The 21379-nt window shown below is 54.7% G+C and carries 21 protein-coding genes; 15 read left to right on the top strand and 6 right to left on the bottom strand.

Going from position 1 to position 21379, the window contains the following annotated elements:
• Position 1: 1 nt before the first annotated feature.
• A complete protein-coding gene (locus tag ACR0DO_RS04455) occupies positions 2-946 on the bottom strand; it encodes a toll/interleukin-1 receptor domain-containing protein (protein WP_480556896.1) in 945 nt (314 codons plus the stop codon).
• A gap of 132 nt (positions 947-1078) precedes the next feature.
• Between ACR0DO_RS04455 and ACR0DO_RS04450 the strand changes: the two genes are divergently transcribed.
• The 8 genes from ACR0DO_RS04450 (at position 1079) to ACR0DO_RS04415 (ending at position 9173) form a co-directional block, all read left to right on the top strand.
• The gene (locus ACR0DO_RS04450) at positions 1079-1354 is read left to right on the top strand and encodes a hypothetical protein (RefSeq protein WP_480556895.1); all 276 of its coding nucleotides are present in this window, start codon (positions 1079-1081) and stop codon (positions 1352-1354) included.
• A 103-nt stretch (positions 1355-1457) separates the two neighbouring features.
• Positions 1458-2003 carry an RNA 2'-phosphotransferase gene (locus tag ACR0DO_RS04445; protein ID WP_480556894.1) on the top strand — a complete coding sequence of 182 codons (546 nt, stop codon included), beginning with the start codon at positions 1458-1460 and terminating at the stop codon, positions 2001-2003.
• Between the two features lie 219 nt (positions 2004-2222).
• Positions 2223-2456: a helix-turn-helix domain-containing protein gene (locus ACR0DO_RS04440; protein WP_480556893.1), complete on the top strand. Its 234-nt coding sequence runs from the start codon at positions 2223-2225 to the stop codon at positions 2454-2456.
• 180 nt (positions 2457-2636) lie between these two features.
• Entirely contained in the window at positions 2637-3410 is a 774-nt protein-coding gene (locus ACR0DO_RS04435) for a hypothetical protein (RefSeq protein WP_480556892.1), read from the top strand.
• Entirely contained in the window at positions 3407-5548 is a 2142-nt protein-coding gene (locus ACR0DO_RS04430) for a transposase (RefSeq protein WP_480556891.1), read from the top strand. Before ACR0DO_RS04435 ends, ACR0DO_RS04430 begins: the two co-directional genes overlap by 4 nt.
• Positions 5545-6528 carry a TniB family NTP-binding protein gene (locus ACR0DO_RS04425; RefSeq protein WP_480556890.1) on the top strand — a complete coding sequence of 328 codons (984 nt, stop codon included), beginning with the start codon at positions 5545-5547 and terminating at the stop codon, positions 6526-6528. The genes ACR0DO_RS04430 and ACR0DO_RS04425 overlap by 4 nt, the downstream gene beginning before the upstream one ends.
• A gap of 15 nt (positions 6529-6543) precedes the next feature.
• Positions 6544-8388: a TniQ family protein gene (locus tag ACR0DO_RS04420; protein ID WP_480556889.1), complete on the top strand. Its 1845-nt coding sequence runs from the start codon at positions 6544-6546 to the stop codon at positions 8386-8388.
• The gene (locus ACR0DO_RS04415) at positions 8385-9173 is read left to right on the top strand and encodes a metallophosphoesterase (RefSeq protein ID WP_480556888.1); all 789 of its coding nucleotides are present in this window, start codon (positions 8385-8387) and stop codon (positions 9171-9173) included. Before ACR0DO_RS04420 ends, ACR0DO_RS04415 begins: the two co-directional genes overlap by 4 nt.
• A 290-nt stretch (positions 9174-9463) precedes the next feature.
• Here the strand turns inward: ACR0DO_RS04415 and ACR0DO_RS04410 are convergent, their stop codons facing one another.
• The 3 genes from ACR0DO_RS04410 to ACR0DO_RS04400 are packed head-to-tail and all read right to left on the bottom strand — an operon-like array spanning position 9464 to position 12815.
• Complete coding sequence (locus tag ACR0DO_RS04410) at positions 9464-10363, bottom strand: plasmid partitioning protein RepB C-terminal domain-containing protein (RefSeq protein WP_480556887.1); 900 nt, start codon at positions 10361-10363, stop codon at positions 9464-9466.
• Positions 10354-11259 (bottom strand): plasmid partitioning protein RepB C-terminal domain-containing protein, encoded by a 906-nt coding sequence (locus ACR0DO_RS04405; RefSeq protein WP_480556886.1) that lies wholly within the window; start codon positions 11257-11259, stop codon positions 10354-10356. Before ACR0DO_RS04405 ends, ACR0DO_RS04410 begins: the two co-directional genes overlap by 10 nt.
• Positions 11259-12815, bottom strand: a complete 1557-nt coding sequence (locus ACR0DO_RS04400) for a recombinase family protein (protein WP_480556885.1) — start codon at positions 12813-12815, stop codon at positions 11259-11261. Before ACR0DO_RS04400 ends, ACR0DO_RS04405 begins: the two co-directional genes overlap by 1 nt.
• 87 nt (positions 12816-12902) lie before the next feature.
• Here ACR0DO_RS04400 and ACR0DO_RS04395 point away from each other — a divergent pair, with 87 nt between their 5' ends.
• The 3 genes from ACR0DO_RS04395 to rpsD all read left to right on the top strand — a co-directional run bounded on the left by ACR0DO_RS04395 (position 12903) and on the right by rpsD (position 15389).
• Positions 12903-13283 carry a hypothetical protein gene (locus ACR0DO_RS04395; protein WP_480556884.1) on the top strand — a complete coding sequence of 127 codons (381 nt, stop codon included), beginning with the start codon at positions 12903-12905 and terminating at the stop codon, positions 13281-13283.
• Between the two features lie 1011 nt (positions 13284-14294).
• Positions 14295-14552, top strand: coding sequence for a hypothetical protein (locus tag ACR0DO_RS04390; protein ID WP_480556883.1), 258 nt, complete (start codon positions 14295-14297; stop codon positions 14550-14552).
• Between the two features lie 216 nt (positions 14553-14768).
• A complete protein-coding gene (rpsD, locus tag ACR0DO_RS04385; protein ID WP_170440727.1) occupies positions 14769-15389 on the top strand; it encodes a 30S ribosomal protein S4 in 621 nt (206 codons plus the stop codon).
• 54 nt (positions 15390-15443) lie between these two features.
• On the opposite strand, the gene ACR0DO_RS04380 is transcribed toward rpsD, so the two are convergent.
• Entirely contained in the window at positions 15444-16331 is an 888-nt protein-coding gene (locus tag ACR0DO_RS04380) for an AraC family transcriptional regulator (RefSeq protein ID WP_480556882.1), read from the bottom strand.
• Positions 16332-16493: 162 nt separating this feature from the next.
• Here ACR0DO_RS04380 and ACR0DO_RS04375 point away from each other — a divergent pair, with 162 nt between their 5' ends.
• A complete protein-coding gene (locus ACR0DO_RS04375) occupies positions 16494-17318 on the top strand; it encodes an SDR family oxidoreductase (RefSeq protein WP_480556881.1) in 825 nt (274 codons plus the stop codon).
• Positions 17319-17321: 3 nt separating this feature from the next.
• Here the strand turns inward: ACR0DO_RS04375 and ACR0DO_RS04370 are convergent, their stop codons facing one another.
• Positions 17322-17783 (bottom strand): Lrp/AsnC family transcriptional regulator, encoded by a 462-nt coding sequence (locus tag ACR0DO_RS04370; protein WP_480556880.1) that lies wholly within the window; start codon positions 17781-17783, stop codon positions 17322-17324.
• Positions 17784-17885: 102 nt separating this feature from the next.
• Between ACR0DO_RS04370 and ACR0DO_RS04365 the strand changes: the two genes are divergently transcribed.
• The 3 genes from ACR0DO_RS04365 (at position 17886) to ACR0DO_RS04355 (ending at position 21369) form a co-directional block, all read left to right on the top strand.
• Positions 17886-19301 carry an aminotransferase class V-fold PLP-dependent enzyme gene (locus ACR0DO_RS04365; protein ID WP_480556879.1) on the top strand — a complete coding sequence of 472 codons (1416 nt, stop codon included), beginning with the start codon at positions 17886-17888 and terminating at the stop codon, positions 19299-19301.
• Positions 19302-19366: 65 nt separating this feature from the next.
• The gene (hisC, locus tag ACR0DO_RS04360) at positions 19367-20452 is read left to right on the top strand and encodes a histidinol-phosphate transaminase (RefSeq protein WP_480556878.1); all 1086 of its coding nucleotides are present in this window, start codon (positions 19367-19369) and stop codon (positions 20450-20452) included.
• Positions 20449-21369: a prephenate/arogenate dehydrogenase family protein gene (locus tag ACR0DO_RS04355; protein WP_480556877.1), complete on the top strand. Its 921-nt coding sequence runs from the start codon at positions 20449-20451 to the stop codon at positions 21367-21369. Before hisC ends, ACR0DO_RS04355 begins: the two co-directional genes overlap by 4 nt.
• Positions 21370-21379 lie beyond the last annotated feature (10 nt).

Genomic DNA, 21379 nt, shown 5'->3' with positions numbered 1-21379 from the left:
CCTACTGCAGTTGTTCGATCAACAAGTCCCAGTAAAGTGAAGCTCCACCTTCAAATGTTAGCTTAACACCCTCTTGGCGACCAAACCCCATTCCAAGACTTTTCAAAAACAAGGCCTGATCGTCAGCTTCTACCGTAAGCTGCTCGTTATAGCCATTGGTGGAAGCGTTCTCGCTCCCTGAGTAGGCAATTCCACCAAAATGCCCTGACCCCATAAAAATAGTACAAGCGCTGACTTTTTCGCCGCCGCGATAACAAACTGCCGTGAACCTGTTGGCGTCGATACGCCTAAAGGTCCCTTCGATCTCTGGATTGCGAGATGCAAGTTCGGTCAACGAATTCTCAAAATATTTGGCCATGTAGTTGAACGCTTCATGCAGAAAGACGTCACGATCACGGTCTGTGAACGATTTGGATACTCTGAGATTGCTTGATCTAATTCTGGGCTCGGTCGTCGAAGTTGAAAACTGATGAGTGGCTTCAGATAAAGCTTGGGATTGCGCTGAACCACCGAGTCGCTTTGCAGCTTTCTGAACAGCTTGAGCAACCTCCCGAAAGGCTTGATCTCTATCAGGCCACTGCGTGACTGGCTTTCCGTCGGTTGGAACTCCGAGAATTTTGCCAAACGGAGTGTCGTGCCAAAGACAATCACGCAAGATAACTGGAATGACGATTGCTTCCTTACGTTCATGCCTCTCAATCGCCCGCAACATCTCCTTTTCGTAGCAATATTCAGATGCAAGAAAATCAGAACTGATCAAAAGAAGTATGATGTCATCGTTCTCAACGTGAGTGTTGATCTCGCCGCCAAACTCTTGGCCAGGATCAATCCGCCGGTCGTGCCATGTTTCTATCAAGCCTTGGCGTTTCAAGATGGCCAGTTGCTTTTCGAGCTGGTCGCGAAGCGCCTCGTCTGCATGGCTGTAAGAGAAGAAAACTGAGGGCATCGCAATTCCAAACCATATTGTTCTGGGTGTTGTTTAACCGATTTTTCCGACGCCGACAGTGAATTTAGGGCTCTTCCCCCTTTTTACCATGTACTTTGAGGGGGGGGCGTCCTTACTGCGAAAAAGATCATTTTGGGCGAGTTCGCCGATCTGGACATTGGCAAATTTGCGGCGAAGGCGGATTTTGCCCTAGTCCGTGAGTTCACTTATACCTTTCCGCAGCGAAAGTCCGGTCCGACAGGCTGCAGCGTTGCGGTGATCCAACCAGATGAATGGCAGGTATGGGTCGTTCAAAAAGTGGTTTCCTTCTTCCACAGATTAGTTTCCACACTGGCTCCGATGACCGCACTGAATTCAAATATTATGCGCTTTTCGAGTTCAGACATTCCTTACGTTGCAATTCAGTGAACTGAATTCTTGAGAAGATATAGCTTGATCACTGGCCAGCGTACTTCCTAAGAGGTTGAGTCGTTAGTATAGGGCAACAAACAAAAGTGTATTTGTGCTTAACATGAGTAAAGAGAGCAAATTTCTAAGTCTGGTGCTTCGGCACAAACCTGAAGAAATTGATCTTCAGCTCGATACGCATGGATGGGCTCGCGTTGACGAGTTGCTGCGAAAGCTTAAGAAATCCGGTCGGAAACTCAGCCATGATGAGCTTATTGAGATTGTCGATACCAGCGACAAGAAACGCTTTACTCTGTCTGAGGACGGAAAACGTATCAGAGCGGCACAAGGTCATTCGATTGAGGTAGATCTTGGTTTGAAGCCTCAGCAGCCTCCATGCGAGTTGTATCATGGAACGGCCAGCGCGAACTTGGATGCGATCTTTTCAAATGGTCTGTTGCCAGGGAATCGTCAGCAGGTTCATCTGTCTCTTGATCCGGATACCGCTGAACGTGTCGGGCAGCGCCATGGTCGGCCGGTTGTGTTGCGCGTTGAAGCTCAGCGGATGTTTGACGACGGGTTTGAGTTTTTCCGCGCCGACAATGGTGTTTGGCTTACCGATGCGGTGCCTGCACGCTATTTGGGCTTTGGTCAAATTTCAGAGCATTAGAGCCAAGCGGATTTACGAGGGGTCGCAAAAGTCGCAGGCGCAGATGCAATAAGTTAATAATCGTTTTGAATATTAACTAACCCATTGAAATAATAATATTAATTTCGGTTTTGCACTTGATTTATCTTGTGTGCCTCACCTGGGATCGTATTGTGTACACGAGGTGACACCAGATCTGGTGCACCGGGAAGACGGCTGATTTCTGAGGCACGCGATTCAATGAATGAACAGCGCACGGATGCAGAAACTCTGAAGTACCAGCTCAAGATGGCTGGACTTGCGCTGGCTGATGTGGCCGAGAGCGTCGGTGTCTCACGTAGCCTCGTAAGCAAAGTGATCCATCGCAGCCGGAGTTCAGAACCGGTTCAAGAATTCATTGCGAAACAGCTCGGGACGTCAGTCGAAGAACTGTTTGGCACGGATAAACCAAAAAAGGAGAACCCGGATGAATAAATAAGCAACCCCCGGGAAGACGAAAACCCTCTTTCGTCAATGACGATCGAGGGCTCTCAGTAGGTAGATTTCTAGGCCACCTCTGACGAACTTCCCTTCTCATACGCCAAAAGTCAAGCTGCGACGCCGCTCTGCGGCGGCGCTGGCTATTGTTTTTACGTAAAATGAAGGAGGCGCATGATGTCGTCACCAGAATCTGGCCCTGTGGCCGACGATCAACAAGAATCTAGCCCGAAATCGGAACTTGATGCACGGCAATCCTATGTCGATTGCTCTCAGGGAATCGTGAGGGTTCCAATGGGCAATGACGGAACCAGAAAGCTCAGCAAGAGGTCACGTCAAAGTAGCCGGGGAGGTATCCCATACTTTAGCCCAAAGTTGCAAAAATATGTGACTCTAAAAACTGAAAGCCACCTAGAGGGGGCTTGTCACTATGTCGCAATGGCGGATCCAAATGTTGTGCACATCTGGGATCAGCCCAAATCGGTGAAATACTATGAATGGGATGGTCGCCAAGCAGAATACACAGCCGATGCACTGATCGAATACCGATCCGGCTTCAAAGTCCTGGTTGAAACCAAGCCGTCTGCGATCGCGATTAAACGACAAACGGAACTCAAGCTAACGCGGGTTGCGGAATTTGTGCCAGCTGACTTTGCCAATCAAGTTACGCTGTTCACGGAAAAGAGCTGCCCGAAGTGGCTCGTCGCCGATGCACGTCGCCTACATGAGTTTCAAAAGCATCCTGACCCTGAAGCGGATGACGCGATCCGCGAAGTAATCGATCGCCTGAGTGGTACGACCACTTTGGGAGCACTGGCTGGGAAGACTGACCTGGCTGGCCGAGGCTTCCGGGCAGCATTTCGTGCCGTTTTTCGGGGTGAAATCCAACGGGCAAATGCGGGATCGCTAACCGCTAGCAGCTCTGTTTTCAAAGCGGAGGAAGCAGCATGAAAGTTGCACCCATTTTCCGCATCTATCCGCATGACAAGGTGGACTACAACGGAGCAACGTGGCGAGCGTTCGCACACGGTCCTAACGGCGTCACACTTCGCTGCAGTGACAATCCCGAGGTGTTTGACACCATATCCCACGAAAAGTTGCGGCACCTGTTAAAGGCTCCGCATTTTAAGATTTGGCCGGGGCACTATTCCCAGAGTTCGGCCCGTCTTCGGGCACTGGGAACAGAGGAGTTGATCGCTGATCAGCCTCTCTGGCAGCAGCAAAAAATCCGAGACCGGCTGTTTTGTATTCAAAGATGGTTCACCGAAGAAGATGCGGGGAGAGTGAAGCGCACTCCGCTCAACGCTAAACCATTCATCACTGCATTAGATATCGAAATGATGAAAAGATGTATTGGAAGGACGCTTCAGCAAAAGAAGCGGCAAACCGGACAAATTGTAGAGGTAACCTTTGGCCCGTCCTTTGATACCCTGATGAGGTGGGTCAGGAAGTATGAGAAGTCGGGCTATAACCCTCTCAGTCTCAAGGATGGCAGATGCAATTCAGGCAATCACAACCGAAAGTTCTGTGATGAAACATATGCGTTCATAGATACTCAGATTCTGGCATATGCGTCTCCAGAAAGGCGTTATGCAAATGAAGTTGCCTTTGAGACGCAGCTTGCAATCGATGACATGAACGAAGCGCGTCTTGAGGCGGGTCAAAACCAACTCGGTCGGCCCTGCGTCAGGCAGATCGAGCGGTATATATCAGAGCTTCCACCCTTCCTTGTAAAATGCGAACGCGAAGGCATAGATCGCGCACGAGGCATTTTCAACTGCTCGTCGACTGGCCTTGAAACACTCTTGCCATGTGAGCGTTTCGAGATGGACGGTTGGAAAGGCGACGTAATGCTTCTGCTTCATGATGCAGGAATATCAAGTAAACTGCCGCCCGAAGTTTTACAGAGAATTCCCAGAAGCCGTGTCTGGGTTTATGTTGTCATTGATCATGCCACACGCTGTGTTGTCGGGCTTCGTGTTGTGCTGAATGGCAGTGCAGATGAAACAGTCCGTGCCCTTGAGATGGCAACCCGCGACAAGACGACGATATCTGATGCGGTCGGCACGACTTTTAATTGGGTTGAAGGAGGCGGATTCTCAACGGTCGTTTCCGATCAGGGCAGCGAATTTGCTAATGAGCAATTCGAGACGGCAGCAATTGCAGCGCTCGGTGCGTACGAAAGAAACCCTGCTGCCGCCCCATCTCTTAGGGGTGTCAATGAAAGGCTCTTTGGGATTTTTTCAACCAAGATCACCCCGATGATGAGTGGCCGCACCTTTGGAAATATCTTTGAACGGGGCGATATTGATCCGGCTTCGACCGCCGCCTTAACGCCGGAACAACTTCTGCGGATTCTGATTTGGTATGTTGTCGATATCTATCACCGGACCCCTCACGCAGGTATCGGGTACGTAGCTCCCTCAGTCAAATGGGCCGAGCTTACCAAGGAGGTCGGGACATCTGCGCCGCCGGACGGCTACCGGATGCGTGCGGCATTTGGAGAGATGATCACCCGTCAGGTTGACGGTACCGGTGTCCTTGTGAATGGGATTCGGTATACAAGTCCGAAGCTTAGAAAATTCTTCATCGACAACTATATGTGTGACGTCGATATTCGTGTTGATCCTTACGACATTAGTTGGGTTGTTGTGCGCGTCGATGACAACTGGATTGCGGCATATTCTACCATTCCTGATCTTGAAGGGGTGACATCCGAGGAATGGGCTGAGGCCAATCTCGCGAAAAAACGAAAGGGGCAGGCGCAGTTTGAACGCGACCTGCCAGCCATTCGAAAAGCAATTGCAGCCATCAGAAAGATCAACGGGGATGCCGCAGCTCTGGTGGGTCTAACTCCCAAGAGGTTGACTGCGGATTACATAAACCAGTTGGAAGAGGAGCTCTTCAATGGTGAAGAAGTCATCCCATGGCGCGATCCGGAGCCAGTTCCTGATGTTGCTCAGGTTTTCACTGGCGGTATGCCAACCGGTCAACCCAAACAGGGTGAGAATGATCTAGAGTCTCCGATCGTCGAAGCTCCAAAGCCGTCAGGCCTGAAACCCAAATGGACTCTGGAGGGCGGAGAATGAGCGACTTGAGCAGAGAGGAAACTCTGGCAAACAGCGCTGATCGCATGGTTCAGCTCGGCAAATTGTTTGTGCGCCATGATCGGTTTGTTGATCTTGAACAGCGTATTGCTGCCTTGGCCAGGCAGCGGCGTGCTGAACTCAAATTTGGGGAGATCAGGAGGCAGAAGGGACTCTCAGTGATCGGCGAGTCTGGTGCGGGAAAATCAGAAGCACTTAAGAAAATTCGTCAAAACTACTGTGTGCCGCGCAAAAACGCGCCCGATGAACGTGTCGGTGAGTTTGTAACGGTCGAAACACCTTCACCGGCAACACTGAAGTCAACCGGCATCGCAACACTGGAAGCCCTGCAGTTTGATATTGTGGGAAAACTAAGTGCGCCTGAACTTTGGAAGTTGGTGCGCCATCATCTCGCCGAGCACAAGGTGTTCTTTTTGCATTTTGACGAGGCTCAGGACTTCATTCTAAACCAGTCTGGCCGTGAAGCGAGCAGCGTGATCAACACGATCAAGAGCCTGACCCAATCTGAGACCTGGCCGGTTTCGGTTATATTGTCAGGTAATACCGTTCTGGCCGATATTCTGGACAGTGACTTTCAGCTTGGACGGCGGCTTCCGCCCGTCCATTTTGAAAATCTGGCACCAGAAGCCGACCTGGATGATGTTGAACACATCCTGTCACAATATCTTAGTGCTGCGAAGCTGGAGTTTAAGCCGCCCACGGAGATGAGCGACTTCTTGGCAAGGCTGATAGTCTCTGCCTCGGGGCAGCTTGGTCTGGTTTTCGAGTTTATTCTGGAGGCAATACAGCTTGTCTTCGACGCCGGTAGAACAACCCTAGAGACAGGTGATTTCAAAGAGGTCTATCGACATCGTACCGGAGCCGTGGATGGTGCTAACCCGTTTGTTGCGGACGATTTCAATAGCATCAATACGCGAGTCGTTCTGGAAGGGAAGCTGGTCAGGAAAGGGGGGGCACAATAAGCCTTGGGCATTGTCATGAGGCGAGCAAGACTAGGGTTAACTCTTCCAATCGGGCGAAATGAACCAGCAGTGGCTTACGCCTCTCGGTTGGCTGCCTTAAATGGCTGCTCCAGTCTCTGGGCATTCTGCAGTCTGGTGGGTCTTTCCGCTTTGAAGCTCTCGCGCGCTGACCCAGAGGAGCTGAGCCACCTTTCTGATCTGTCGGGTATAGTCGTCGCGAATTTGGCGCGGTTCTCCATTCGGACGAATACACGCGCCCCACGTACTCTTGGAGGTCAAATATTTCCGAACAAAGATATCAAGATTCAAACCCAGTACATCTGCCCAAAATGCGTTCTGGAAGCCGCCGACGATCGCGAATGGTATCATGTTCCCCCCGATGTGTTTTGGTATCTTGATTTTGTGCGAACCTGCCCGAAACACGGATTGTTGCTGGTCCCAATGCCAGAGCAGCAGGTCGGCTGGTTTCCATATGATTTTACGGCCCGTTTGTCGCAGGCTCAGATTGGGAAAGAGACCCTGATTGGTCTATTGACACATGCTCCAACCAGAGTAGATGAATTCTCTATTGCTTCATTCTCCGGGAACACTGACAGTACTTGGCTGGCGGGCAGCAGTGCCTATGCAGTGTCCCGTGCGAGCGAGAGACTGGGTTGCATAATTGAGGGATTCAGATCTGCCAGGCAGTTAAGTCGTCAAGAACTGGCCAGGCTGGCAGATGTTGGCTTTGCAGTGCTTTCAAATGGGCCGGAATCTCTGCAACGCGTGTTGGAGGAACTCATAGAGCAACGCGGTCGATCCAGCCTGCGCAAAACTTTCGGCGTGTTTTTTCATCTTATGGATGGGAAAATGGGTGACGCAATCCCAATGGTCAGGGCCGTTCTCAGAGACGTTATTCTTGAGAATTTCGTAATACACCCGGGTGACAAACTACTTGGCGAGGTGTGTGCGACACGAAGGTTTCACACCCTTACGTCCGCCTCCGATCTGACCGGTGTACATCCTGTGAAGCTTGCAAATGTGCTGAGGTCGGCAGGTCTTATGGCTGAGATATCAGCGTCAGATCCCATCATGATCGAAGCAGAACCAGCGGAAGAGATGCTTCGAAAGCTGTCCTCCTCGGTACTCACAAAGGATGCGTTGAGTTTCCTCGGGCTGCCATGGCGGCACTTGATGAACCTTCAGGAGTCCGGATTGATTGCGCCGGTTAATCCAGCCTGTAGAGGGCAATACATGTACTGTCTTCATGAACTGAAACACCTGCGGGACGCGATGTGTAAAAACGCTCGCGTATTGTCGGGAGAAAGCGCGGATCTGGTGCCGGTCTATAAGGCTGCAAATCAATCTGTTTGCAGTATCAGTGAAGTCGTAACACTGCTGACTTCCGGGAAACTTCAGGATGTCGGTCTGGTTGGAGGCGAGCAAGGTTTTGATGCTATACGTGTCGATCCCGCCGAGGTTTTTGAGGCACTGCCAGCTTATCGGGAAGTGACCGATGCAATGACACGGGAAGAGCTTCTGAAGCATTTCGGCGTCTGTGGGAAAACACTGGCCTTTCTGCTGCGTGAAGGTCACTTTGATGAGTTCCGAACCCGATGCAGGCAGTCTCGAAAGGTGCGCTCATATATAACTATTTCCAGCGTTGAACGGTTTTCTGGAACCTACATCAGCCTCAGAAATCTGGCCCAGGAAATGCAAATTTCAGCACGCAATCTCAGCTATCTGATCAAAGGGACTGGCTTGTATGAATTGCCAGTGCCGGAAAAGTGCCGAGGGAGATTTTTTCGGCGTGAAGACGTGCTATCTGGAAACGAATTAACGGGCTTGAATAGCTCAAATAACACGGGAGGCAGCCTTTGAAACTGCTTTTCCTTTCGGACCTGCACGATGACTTCTGGGTGGATGCCGACCGTGATCCCTTTGAAGGCATCGAGGATCAAATTGGCGGGCTCGACCACCTACTGATTGCGGGCGATCTTACCAACAAGCCAAAGGTGCGGTGGAAGTACGCGTTTGAGAGATTATCGAAGCTGCTGCCGCTTGAAAGAGTTTCGGTTTTCCCAGGCAACCACGACTTCTATGATTTTCGCCTCGATGGCGAGGACCGTCTGGAACAAATCGCCTCCGCATTTGGGGTCGGGTATGTGCAAAAGAAGCAGCTCGTATTTGGCAGCACACGTGTTCTTTGTGCGACACTTTGGACCGACTTTGAGTTGGGAGCAGGTAGAACCATCAACGAAAGTCACGCCTCCGCGCGAATGAATGACTTTAGGCACATTCGCGTCGCTTCCAAGGGATATCGAAAGCTGAGGCCGTCCGACCTAGTATTTGCCCATCGCAATCAACTCGATTGGCTGAGTGGCGCTCTCGCAGAGGATTTTGACGGCCAAACCTTCGTGGCAACCCATCATGCGCCTCATCCTTCCGTGCTTGAGAAGCACGACGGCAACATTGCTGCCGCCTATGCCAGCGATCTAAGTGAGCTTATTCTGAAGCATCGCCCCGAACGCTGGTTCTTCGGGCATTGTCACGGGGTTAGAAATTCAAGTGTTGGCGATACCCAGCTGATCAATGTGTCACTCGGATATCCCGACGAAATTGCGGACCCTGCAGCGCGGATCAGAGATCTGATTTTTGAAATCTGAACGGCTGAACTCAACCTGAAGGCGGTTTACATAACACCCGTTCAGCGACGTTCCCGGTTCGTTACGATGTCGTGCTTCAACCAAAAGCTGTCTGCGCGCCCATACAAAAAAGCGCGCGCAGACTGATTGATGTCGCTTCGCCGGGCGTCTGGCCCGGCATGATGGGCCCCGACGGGGTCGCCGTCCTTCCCATCGCCGCACTCGATCCGCCCCACAGTGCGGCGTCTCCTGCGGTCCCCGCGCTTGATGGGTCCGGGTCCCCAATAGCCGTTTCAATCAGCCGCGAGAGATCATGATGTGAAGGCTTCGTTCTCGGTGATCTTTTCAAATGCGGGTAAGAACGCGTCATGGTGCAGCGATATGTAACGTGTGATCCGCTCGCAGCGCATCAATTTCGCGATGTAACCACGGGTCAGGACCAAATTGAGATGATCGGCTCCGTAGCTGTCCTCGACAAGGCGGACCTCGCGTTCCAGATTGGCAGACTCGCGCTCCATAAGCTCCAGTTGCTCGCGCGAAATGCCCTTGATCTTTTTCGGCGTTGCCGCCGACACCAACTGGTTTTCGGGCGTCGCGGCCAGAAGCGATCGGGCATAGTTGATCGTGAACTTGTTCATGGCGACCATGAGTTGCGCCGCTTCAATCTGCCGGATCGGCTTCATTTTCTTGAGAATCTGAAACCCGGTCAAAGCCACTTGTTTATCTTTCAACAGTTCCGCCGCCTCGTCGCAGATACCATCCAGAAGCTGGCGCTTCTGTTTCAGGGTCTTGATGTTGACATTGAGCGCGCTCGCCAGACGGGCCTCCGGCACGCCAAGAGAGAGGGCTCTCAGGATCATCTTGTGCTCTTGAATGGTCGCGAGACGAGAGATGCGTTTGTTGTAGGTGAAGGCTTCATCGTCGGTGGAGACAAGACATCGCGCATGTGTCTGGCCCTGGTCCTTCAAAACCTCAAGGCGCAGATGACCATCAAGCAATGTATATTGACCAGCGTTGTAAGGGTCGCGGGACACGACAATAGGTTCAACAAGGCCAATTTCCAGAACAGATGCAGCGATCTGTTTGAACTTAATGCTGGCCTTCTTTTGCGGGGTGACCACATAGAGTGGCGCGATCTCTTCGAATGGAAGCGTTACCAGCTCCTGCTCAAAAGCAGCTGCAACCGTCTGTTCTTCCCGGGTCACCGACATGCGGGCGCCTCCTCGGGCTGAGTTAGGCGGTCTGCAACTTGTTTTGGCAGACTGGCCAACCCTTCGGCGCGAAGCAAAGTGACGAAGTTTTCGTCAGCCATCAGCGTCTTGAGCGCTTGTGTCAGAAAAAGCAATTCGCTCCGCGTTGCGCCTGCCTTTCTCAGCAGCACCTTCTTTTTCTCGACATCGTTTTCATAGGTCTTAAGCAGTGTCTCGACAGATAGACTCTTGCGTGGCCGTTCGACAGTGTTCGCGCGACCCTTGCCGTGTTTCTGGCGCGCTTCAACAAGACGCTTGGCTGCAAGGAGTCTTCCGCCGCGCAGGAGCTTTTTCTCATAAGCCTGCCGGAGAACACGTTGCACGCCGACGTCATCCGCGTCCGCAATGTCAACGGCAACACTGACCGGAATTTTACCGCTCTCCACTGCACGCAGCAGGCGATGTTCATGACTTTCCAGAAGCTTAATAACGCCGTGGACATACTTCTTGGACAGCTGGGTCTTGGCGGCGATTTCAGCTTCAGAGTATCCCTTTTCCTTGAGGCGCCCAATATCTCGGAGCAAATCCAGCGAATGATGCTGCCTGCGCGCCAGATTTTCTACCAGGCTCATTACAAGGCAGTCTTCGCTGCTGGCATTGATGACGATTGCCGGGATTTCAGATTGGCCAAGAACCTTGAATGCTTCCAGTCGGCCCTGGCCGCAGACCAATTCGTATACCGGCTTGTCTCCGTCTTCAGTCTCACGCGCCGCAACCGTAATGGGTCTTTTCAACCCAAGCTCCGCGATGTTCGCGGTAATCTCATCGAATACCTTTTTGTTCCTGAGCCTTGGGTTGACCACAGTGATTGCATCGACGGGAACAAGAACAGTGTGCTCGACTGGTGCGTAGTTCATCACGCTACCTCCAGTATCGGCGCACGTGCAGCCATGTCGAAGAAATGCGCCAGGTTGTCGAAGCGGAATGCATCCAGGGACAAGCCGTTGTTTTCCGCCAAGCGTAGCTTTGATTTGGTCATGTCAAAGGTGGGCAGCAAGTAGTAGTCGAGGGGCGCGGTATTGGCCTGTCCCATCCTGACGACGATGGACAAGTCCGGAAGTTGGCCGGTGCTCAGGCGAATGTTCCAGCGATACGCGCCCGCGCCTGTTTGCATGCAGCGTGCGATGACAATGGAAACGGTGAACTCGTCATTGATGATGAGAGTATCTGCATTGTGGCTTTGAGCGACGTTTCCGCCAACGGCTTCGACCCCGGCGATGATGTCCTGGACGAAGTCGGAATGCAGGCTGCGCAATCGTCTGTTGATCTCAATGTAACGGTAATCTCTGTCAGGTTTGAAGCCGACGAGGCTGTAAGCGCGCAACAAGCTGCCAAATCTGTTCTGGTAGGCGCCGCTTGATGGAAGCTTTGGCGCTTCATTGATGACAAAGCCTGAGAGGTAGCCGTTTTCTTCCAAAACCTCCTTTAGCCGATCCAGCATTTCATCGTCGGACAATACGTGTGAACGAGCTGCAATGATTGCTCCGGCAGCGTTGAACAGGTTAGCGTCAACAATTGCTTCAAAGGCACCAACAGCGCGGACCCAGTTTTCCGGATCGTTCTGGACATGGCGTTTCTTGAGTTTGAAAGAGTGGCGGTTCCAGAGATTGTTCCCGATGTATTTTTCGTTGGTCAGAATTTGACGTACAACCGCTGGTGACCAGTCCCGATCCAGATCAGTTCGGATGCCGCGTCGGTTCAGGTCTGACGCAATCTCAGCTTCAGACCAGCTATCATTCACAAACCTCAAGAAGATCTGGTTTACTATAGCGACTTCATCAGCCGGACCCGGAACAAGTGTAACCCGGTCGGTTTGAATACTCTTGTGCTCACCTCGCGACAGAATGCCCTTGGTACGACCGGCTTCATCGATCAACATGCGCCGCAGCCCGAACCCAGGTGCGCCGCCTTGTCGATAGCCCAACTCAATCAGTCGGCGCTGTCCTGCAAAGACCTTTTGCGACAGCTCGCGACTGTATTCGCCAGCCATCGCGCGCTTGACGCCTTTCACAATGGTGGAAACGGGGCTTCCGTCGTTTTCGAATTGCTCGGCGCAATACTCAACAGAAATGCCAGCGCGCTTGCAGATATACTCATAATAGGCGCTTTCATCCGCATCCTGAAAACGGCCCCAGCGACTGACATCATAGACGAGAACTGTTTTGAAATCGGTCTCACCTGCTTCGATGTCGTAGATGAGTTGCGAGAGACCAGCGCGTCCTTGAATGCTCAATCCGCTTTTGCCAGCATCAGAATAGGTTTGGATTATCTTGTAGCCGCGTTCTTCCGCATATCGCTGGATGGCGTCGGCCTGGTTTTCGGTTGAGTATCGCTGGTGCTCGGTCGACATACGAACGTACTGGGCTGCGTTCCGGCGTTTGTCTCCGTCTGATTTGTTATTTGGCCAACTCAATGACGTGGCCCTCCATATTCAAATTCGTAATTTTGCGCAGCTGTTCTGCGATTCCTTTCACGAACTTATCGGAAGGGAGACGGAAACATGTTTCATAAAAAGGGCAACATCTTTCATGGAGGCAGCCAGGATCTAGTTTCGGCTGTAGAATATCGAGAGGCAGTTAGGTCTGCGCTGACCTATGAACTGGGAGGCGCGGGCCGGGCGGCGAAAGCAACGATAAAGTGGACAGGTGTCAGCGAAAGGACCGCAAAGAACTGGATAGCCGGTTCATACGGCCCAAGTGGTGAGCATTTGATTGGTTTGATGAAGCACTCGGATAGTGTGATGGACGTGGTTTTGGAGCTAGCTGGACGTCATGAGACTTTGGCAATGCAGCGCGTCGAGCTCGTGAGACGGGAACTCAGAGAGGTATTGAAGGTATTGGACGCGATCTGTGCTGTTGACGATGCTTCGAGTGAAACCTAGCGACAAGCAAAGCTCATTTCAGTCTGTATGCCTTTTAGTAAGTGACGGAATTTTCTCATCTATCGATCGAAAGGGTTTGGATTCTACACGCAGTCAGTGTCGGGCAATGCCGAGAGGAATTTTCGGGCGCGAAGACGCGTCATTTGGTTGAGATTTATTGAGAAATGCCGTGGGTTGGGTGTTGCAGCACTTATTTGTTCGATGAGTTGCAAGTTACGTGTCGGGAAATGGCAAGTTAGATGTCGGCGTTATCAGGAAGCCCCACAAAACAAGGGGGCTCCAGTCGCAAAAAGTGTCACCTTATGTATCGTTCCAGAACTGCCAATGAAATACAAGGCGACGCGAAGCGGCTCGGTAGAACCTGGCCTCCACCCGAAGGGGCTGTGACGCTCAAAGCTCGTGACCCCTTGGTTTTTCAACCGCTTGCAGGCGCCCGGTTTATGGATCGGGCGACTTCTATTTTTGATCCTCTCAGTCATTCTTTGCTATAGGCCAACTGGCCTATTTGGGTAAGCTTGTGACTGGTCTTGGGATGGCTTGAGAAGCCAAAGCATCTTGAGGTTGGTGCCGTTGCGACCGCCAGCCGCTAACACGGTAGATAAAACCAGATTGGCAAGTGTCTTTGCAGCCACGGTCAATGGCCGAATCGTTTAGGTAAAAATTTCGTTAATGTTGCGTTAACGTCTCTTTTCCGCCTCATTTTGCGTTGATAAGAAAAGCCCAGTCAGTAGTGAAATGTTTAAGGTGCAGGCGGGTACAATGAGAGCCGGAAAAAACGGTCGAACGGCAGTATTTTGGAGTCAGACGGAAATCGATGGGCTTGAGGCAGCGCCTTTGTCCTTTCTGTCCGTCGGAGCAGCGTGGTCCTGGCGCGGACAGGCGCGATATCTGGTTGAGACGGCCGCCCACGCAGTGGAATGGACCGGACATGCCGGCGGCAGCAAGGCTGCAACTCTTGATCATTGCGCTCAAATTGAAAATCTACCGGAAGAAGCAAGCGGTCTGCTTGTTTTGACCAATGGCGCACAAACCTTCACAGCGGCCTTGTTCCTGGTGGCCGGTGAATCGGTTCCGATGCTGGTGTTCGAAGGCGATTGCCCCGAACGGGATCAGGAATTCTGGATCAGCGAAATTGCGGAAAGCGGACTTCAAGACGGCACGTCCTCGGAGTTGGTGAATACCGTCGTCGCATTCCCGGCCCGAGCAAGGCAGGACATGGGCGGGGCCGACCTGCGGGTTGCGGTTACCGCCGGGCGCAGGGCCGAATAAATCCCAAATTTTTGACAGAAAAGCCGTTGTCGCATGGTGCGGCCGGTTGACTCTGCCAGTTTCGCGGATATAAGCGCGGCTTCATTGGTGTTGGTGGCCCTCGCAAGGGGATGCCTGTCATGGGGGAAACCTCAAGAGGACAACGCCCTTCATAGTAGGCGCTAACCTACTCCCTTAGCAGGGGAGCGCCTTCGACCTAAACGAAGGAGATCAGCCGTGACCAAACGCACGTCTGCCAAGTACAAAATCGACCGCCGGATGGGCGAGAACATCTGGGGTCGTCCGAAATCCCCGATCAACCGTCGTGAATACGGCCCCGGCCAGCACGGTCAGCGCCGCAAGGGCAAACTATCGGACTTCGGTCTGCAGCTGCGCGCCAAGCAGAAGCTGAAAGGCTACTACGGCGACCTGACCGAGAAGCAGTTCCGCCGCATCTATGCCGAAGCCGTGCGTGTGAACGGCGACACCGGTGAAAACCTGATCGGCCTGCTGGAACGCCGTCTGGACGCTGTGGTCTACCGCGCCAAATTCGTCGCGACCGTCTTTGCCGCACGTCAGTTCGTGAACCACGGCCACGTCAAAGTGAACGGCAAGCGGGTCAACATCCCCAGCTACCGTGTCAAAGAAGGCGACATCATCGAAGTGCGCGATAAGTCCAAGCAGCTGGCTGTTGTTCTGGAAGCTGTTGCTCTGGCCGAGCGCGATGTGCCTGACTACATCGACGCCGACCACTCGAAAATGACCGCGACCTTCGTGCGCGCACCGGGCCTGAGCGATGTGCCTTACCCGGTCATGATGGAACCGAACCTGGTCGTCGAATTCTACGCGAAGAACTAATCTTCGCCGACATACAGATTTCCGAGGCCGCGCGTTCTGCGCGGCCTTTTTTGTTCAGGCTGCGCTTTGCGTTCCGATGTCCTGTCGCGGGGACACGCCGAATTTGCGCGAATATTCCCGGCTGAACTGGGTCGGGCTTTCATACCCCACGTCAAAGGCCGCCTGCGACACGCTCAGCGTGCCGTGGGACAATAATCGGCGCGCCTCAAGTAACCTGAGGTCTTTTTGGTATTGCAGCGGTGACTTGGCGGTCACCGCTTTGAAATGCGCGTGAAAGGCCGAAACGCTCATGCCAGCGGTCCGCGCAAGGTCGGGCACGGGCAGAGGGGTCCGGAAATCCGCCCGGATGACGTCTATCGCCCGCGCGACCCGGCTGGCGGTACTGTCGCGCCATAACATCTGGCGCAGCATTCCACCGTGATCGGCCTGTAGCAGCCGATAGTGGATCTCGCGGCTGATCATCGGTGCCAAAACCTGCGCGTCTGTCGGGGTCTGGCTGGCCCGGAAAAGGCGCGCCATGGCGTCGACCAGATCGGGTGAGGCTTTGGAGGCCGCAAGGCTATGGGCCGCCTCTGTGTTGACCGTGGCGGATCCGACCTCGTCATTAAGACCCCGAAGGATAGATAAATCGAGTGAGAAGACGAGGCCGACATAGGGTTTCTGGCGGCTCGCTTCAGTGACCGCAGCCAGCACCGGAACCGAATGGCTGACGATCAAAGAGTCACCCGCTCCGAAATGGACCAAGCGGTCGCCGATACGCGTTTCTTTCTTACCTTGTAGAACCAGGCAGACGATGGGTTCATAAACCTGTGCCTCGATGGACTTGGTCTTGACGTCGTGCAGCAGGCCAAAGTCCTCTATCAAAGTAGGGTAATATGCTGCGTCTTCCGGCTCGTTTCTCACGGCTTCGCGGATTTCGCTAATCAGATCGAATTCTGTCATATCGGGCCTCTTGGTCCCGTTGAGCATATTGTGCAGGGTGTATACCTGCCAGTAAAAATCCCTAGGTTCAGAGAATCAGGCAGAACTTGCGGAGAATCCGGCAGGCAAGTCACGACGCCGGGGGCTATCTGACTGTTAGGCTTTTCACAGCGGAGAAAGACTATGGCACAGACAATCCTCATTACCGGCGCGTCTTCGGGCATCGGCAAAGTCACGGCGGAGCTGTTTCAGAAGCAAGGCTGGAACGTCATCGCTACCATGCGCAGCCCCGAGAGGGAAACTGAGTTGACGCAGTTGGAAAACGTGCTGGTGACACGGCTGGATGTCACCGACGAGACCTCGATCACGGCGGCGGTGGCCGAGGGGATTGCGCGGTTCGGGCAGATTGATGTTTTGCTGAACAACGCAGGTTACGGCGCCTATGGGCCGTTGGAAGCCTTTCCAATGGATCGCATCCGGCGGCAATTCGATACCAACGTGGTCGGTCTACTGGCCGTGACTAAGGCCGTTCTACCGCATATGCGCGCCAACGGGGCAGGCTGTATCGTGAATATCTCATCCATCGGCGGGCAGATCACCTTCCCGCTTGGGGCGCTGTATCACGGCACGAAATTCGCGGTCGAAGGCCTGTCGGAGTCGCTGCATTACGAACTTGCCGCGGCCGGCATCAAGGTCAAGATCGTCGAGCCCGGCCTGATCGCCACGGATTTCGGCGGCCGGTCCTTCGATTTCGTCAATGACGAAAGCATGGCCGAATACCAACCGGTGGTGCAGGCCCTGTTCAGCACCTGGGGATCCGAGGAAATGGCTGAACGCACCTCGCCGCCCGGTGTTGTGGCTGAAGTGATCTGGGATGCGGTAACCGACGGAACGGATACGCTGCGCTATCGCGCCGGGGCCGATGCGGTTGAGTTGCTGGACAACCGCAAGGCTCTGGATGACGCGGCCTTCATCGGTGGCATGAAAACGACGCTTGGGCTCGCCTGACACTCAGATCGGCAGCGGTCGCCCCTCGGCGATCGCTTCCATCGCGAAATATGAGGTCACGCTGTCCAGTTCGACCTTTTCGATCAGGCGTTGATAGACCTTGTCATACGAGGCCATATCCTCGGTCACGACTTTCAGCTGATAGTCATAGTCGCCGCCGATGCGGTGGAAATCCACCACTTCGGGAATGGTCAGGACGTGGCTGCGAAAGGCCTGCAGCCATTCGGCCGAATGGTGCCGCGTGCGGAGCATGACGAAGACCACAAGGCTCAGCCCCAGTTTCTCGCGTGCGATCCGGGCGGTTGAGCCGGTGATGACCCCATTTTCATTCAGCGCCTTCAGGCGACGCCAACAGGCGTTCTGTGACAACCCGACCCGATCCGCCAATTCACGTTGGGACAGCGTGGCGTCGGTTTGCAGCTCTCGCAGTATGCGTTTGTCAATCTGATCTATTTTTTCTGGCATAACTGATCATATGACACAAAAAATGAGAAAACCATCAAAAGAAAGGTGAAGTTTCCTCGCTTCTATTCAATCACATTGGAAGGGCAATACGGAGCCTATGCCATGACCCTGTCCAAATTTCGCGCAGACATCCAGTCCACCACTCGCAATTCAAGCTTGCGCGACGGGCTGATCGGAGAAAACGTTCTGATCCCGGGTCTGCATGGGGACGTGCCGCTGGTATACGCGGATTACGTCGCTTCGGGCCGTGCGCTGCGGCAGGTTGAGGATTTTGTCGCCGAACAGGTGCTGCCTTTCTATGCCAACAGCCATACCGAGGCCTCCTATTGCGGGTCCTATATGACCCGTCTGCGCCGTGAAGCACGCGCAGAAATTGCCCGCATTGTTGGTGCGAGGGGCGAAGACGCGGTGATCTTCACCGGGTCCGGCGCCACTGCGGGTCTGAACCGGCTGGTCAGCTTGTTGGGTGTGGACGCGGCTGACCGGCCGGTCGTTCTGATCGGGCCGTACGAGCATCATTCGAACATTCTACCTTGGCGCGAAAGCAAGGCGCAGGTGATTGAGATCCCCGAGGCTGCAGGGGGCGGCGTTGATCTGGCGGCGCTTGCACAAGCCTTGGTCGATAATGCCGGTTCCGATCTGATCATCGGCTCGTTCTCGGCCGCATCGAATGTCACCGGAATCATCACCGACCCGGACCCGATCACCCGGTTGCTCAAGGCGCATGGGGCGGTGTCGGTTTGGGATTACGCGGGCGGCGGGCCGTATTTGCCGATGGACATGGGGCCTGAGGATGCGCGCAAGGATGCCATCGTTGTCTCTCCGCACAAGTTTCCGGGCGGACCGGGTGCGTCGGGCGTGCTGATCGTCAACCAAAGCGCTGTGAAACGCACATGTCCCAGTTGGCCCGGTGGCGGCACGGTCAGCTTCGTCTCGCCTTGGCGGCACGACTACAGTGAGGATTTGGCCGCGCGCGAAGAGGCCGGAACACCCAACGTGATCGGTGATATCCGCGCGGCGCTGGCCTTCATCGTCAAGGATGTGGTCGGCACCGATGAGATTGCCCGCCGCGAGGCGCAATACAACCGCATGGCGTTGGACGGGTGGGGCGACAACCCGAACCTGACCTTGCTGGGCACGGACAACCCGCATCGGCTGCCGATCTATTCTTTTCTGGTGCACGACAACTCGGGGCAGCCTGTTCATCAGCAGCTGTTCACCCGGATGCTCAGCGATATCTATGGGATTCAGGCGCGGGGCGGTTGTGCCTGTGCCGGGCCGTATGCGCACCGTTTGCTGGGGATCGACCGGGCAACTTCGGATGAGTTGCACGCGGCATTGTCGGCCGGGGAAGAGATGAAGAAACCGGGCTGGGTGCGCCTGAATTTCTCGTATCTGATGAGCGAAGAGACGGTTCAGTTCATCATCGACAGCGTCAACGACCTGTCCCGCCGGACCGAGGAATTTGTGCCCTATTACAGCGCTGACCCGGCAACCGCCCGCTTCAAAGCGGCGTGACGGAATTGCCGCTTTTCTCAACGCGTTGAGACAGGTATGAGGGGCTCCAATTAACGGAGCCTCTTATGAACAAGATCACCCCTCAACCCGGCATTATGGACATCGCGCTCTATCAGGGCGGCCAGTCGCATGTGGCCGGGGTCGAGCATGTGATCAAGCTGAGTTCGAACGAAAACCCGTTTGGCCCCAGCCCCAGGGCGATTGAGGCGGTGCGCGACAGTGCCGCGACCCTGCATCGCTATCCCAGCACCGACCACGCCCCCCTGCGTGCGGCAATTGCTGAGCGGCACGGGCTGGACCCGGCGCGGATCATCTGTGGCGTGGGCAGTGACGAGGTGCTGCAATTCGTGGCGCAAGCCTATGCCGGACCGGGGGATGAGGTCATCTATACCGAGCATGGGTTTTCCATGTACCCGATCATTGCCCGCATGGCCGGTGCGACGCCTGTGATGGTGCCCGAGCGGGACCGGCATGTGGACGTGGACAACATCCTTGCGGCGGTCACGGACCAAACGCGGATCGTCTTTGTGACCAACCCGGGTAACCCGACCTCGACCATGATCCCCGAGGCTGAACTGGTGCGATTGGCCGAGGCGCTGCCGCTGACTTGTCTTATGGTGATCGACGGCGCCTATGCCGAATTCGTCCATGGGTTCGACGGTGGTGCGTCTCTGGTCGACCGGTTCGAGAACGTGATCATGACCCGGACCTTTTCCAAGGTTTACGGTCTGGGCGGCATGCGTGTTGGCTGGGGATATGCCGCGCAGTCGATCATCGATGTGCTGAACCGTGTGCGTCAGCCGTTCAACCTGTCGCTGACCGCACTGGCGGCGGCCGAAGCTGCGGTGAAGGATGTAGAGTTCCTGTCTTTCTGTCAGGCAGAAAATGTGCGCCTGCGGGTGTGGCTGTCCGAGGAGCTGGCCAAGATCGGAGTTCCGTCGGATGCGTCTTGCACCAACTTCATCCTCGTCCGGTTTGCCGATCAGGCCGAGGCTGAGGCCTGTGACGATTACCTCAAGACCCAAGGTCTGATCGTGCGCCGCGTAGCGGGCTACAACCTGCCCAACGCCCTGCGGATCACCGTTGGTGACCAGGAAGCCTGCCGCCGTGTTGTTGCGGCCATCACCGCGTTCAAAGGAGGTGCGGCATGAGCCAGGTTTACGACCGCGTCGCGCTGATCGGGTTGGGCCTGATCGCATCGTCCATGTTCTGGGCCATCAAGCGCGCAGGTCTTGCCGGTGAGGTCACTGGCTATGCCCGGTCCGATGCGACACGCGAAACGGCGCGCCGCATCGGTCTGTGCGACCGTGTGTGCGATACCGCGCGCGAAGCGGTTGAGGGCGCGGACCTCGTGGTTCTGTGCGTCCCCGTCGGCGCGATGGAGGCTGTGGCCGCAGATATCGCCCCGGTTCTGAAACCGGGTGCGACGGTGACGGATGTGGGCTCGGTCAAACGGCACGTGATTCAGGCTGTGTCCCCGCATATCCCCGAAGGCGTGCATTTCGTCCCCGCCCACCCGCTGGCCGGGACCGAGCATTCCGGCCCCGAATCCGGTTTCGCCGAGCTTTATGACAATCGCTGGTGCCTGCTGGTGCCGGTCGAAGGCTCGGACCCCGACGCCATCGCCCGTCTGCGGGCGCTGTGGGAAGGCATGGGAGCGAATGTGGATGAGATGGATGCGGATCACCACGATCTGGTGCTGGCTGTAACGTCTCACGCGCCGCACCTTATTGCCTATACGATGGTGGGTGTCGCCGATGACTTGCGCCGGGTGACCGATAGCGAGGTGATCAAGTATTCCGCCGCCGGTTTCCGGGATTTCACGCGGATTGCGGCCTCGGACCCGACCATGTGGCGCGATGTGTTCCTGACCAACAAGGATGCAACGCTGGAAATCCTCGGACGCTTTACCGAAGAGCTGTTCGCCCTGCAGCGCGCCATCCGTACCGGCGATGGCGAGCAACTGTTCGATTATTTCACCCGCACACGTGCGATCCGGCGCGGGATCATCGACGCGGGGCAGGACACGGACGCGCCGGACTTTGGACGAGGCAAAGCGAACCCATGAGACGCGGCTG

This window comes from Ruegeria sp. AM9, assembly GCF_056540565.1.
Note: the sequence above shows the minus strand (reverse complement) of the source record. Positions and strands in the feature narration are given on the sequence as shown.

Excerpts from the sequence above, each read along its gene's own strand:
- ACR0DO_RS04370 (WP_480556880.1), bottom strand. The coding sequence starts at position 17,783 with ATGCCAGAAAAAATAGATCAGATTGACAAACGCATACTGCGAGAGCTG.
- hisC (WP_480556878.1), top strand. The coding sequence starts at position 19,367 with ATGAACAAGATCACCCCTCAACCCGGCATTATGGACATCGCGCTCTAT.
- ACR0DO_RS04420 (WP_480556889.1), top strand. The coding sequence starts at position 6,544 with ATGAGGCGAGCAAGACTAGGGTTAACTCTTCCAATCGGGCGAAATGAA.
- ACR0DO_RS04375 (WP_480556881.1), top strand. The coding sequence starts at position 16,494 with ATGGCACAGACAATCCTCATTACCGGCGCGTCTTCGGGCATCGGCAAA.
- ACR0DO_RS04365 (WP_480556879.1), top strand. The coding sequence starts at position 17,886 with ATGACCCTGTCCAAATTTCGCGCAGACATCCAGTCCACCACTCGCAAT.
- ACR0DO_RS04430 (WP_480556891.1), top strand. The coding sequence starts at position 3,407 with ATGAAAGTTGCACCCATTTTCCGCATCTATCCGCATGACAAGGTGGAC.
- ACR0DO_RS04395 (WP_480556884.1), top strand. The coding sequence starts at position 12,903 with ATGTTTCATAAAAAGGGCAACATCTTTCATGGAGGCAGCCAGGATCTA.
- ACR0DO_RS04445 (WP_480556894.1), top strand. The coding sequence starts at position 1,458 with ATGAGTAAAGAGAGCAAATTTCTAAGTCTGGTGCTTCGGCACAAACCT.
- ACR0DO_RS04435 (WP_480556892.1), top strand. The coding sequence starts at position 2,637 with ATGTCGTCACCAGAATCTGGCCCTGTGGCCGACGATCAACAAGAATCT.
- ACR0DO_RS04405 (WP_480556886.1), bottom strand. The coding sequence starts at position 11,259 with ATGAACTACGCACCAGTCGAGCACACTGTTCTTGTTCCCGTCGATGCA.
- ACR0DO_RS04440 (WP_480556893.1), top strand. The coding sequence starts at position 2,223 with ATGAATGAACAGCGCACGGATGCAGAAACTCTGAAGTACCAGCTCAAG.
- ACR0DO_RS04355 (WP_480556877.1), top strand. The coding sequence starts at position 20,449 with ATGAGCCAGGTTTACGACCGCGTCGCGCTGATCGGGTTGGGCCTGATC.
- ACR0DO_RS04425 (WP_480556890.1), top strand. The coding sequence starts at position 5,545 with ATGAGCGACTTGAGCAGAGAGGAAACTCTGGCAAACAGCGCTGATCGC.
- ACR0DO_RS04410 (WP_480556887.1), bottom strand. The coding sequence starts at position 10,363 with ATGTCGGTGACCCGGGAAGAACAGACGGTTGCAGCTGCTTTTGAGCAG.
- ACR0DO_RS04455 (WP_480556896.1), bottom strand. The coding sequence starts at position 946 with ATGCCCTCAGTTTTCTTCTCTTACAGCCATGCAGACGAGGCGCTTCGC.
- ACR0DO_RS04380 (WP_480556882.1), bottom strand. The coding sequence starts at position 16,331 with ATGACAGAATTCGATCTGATTAGCGAAATCCGCGAAGCCGTGAGAAAC.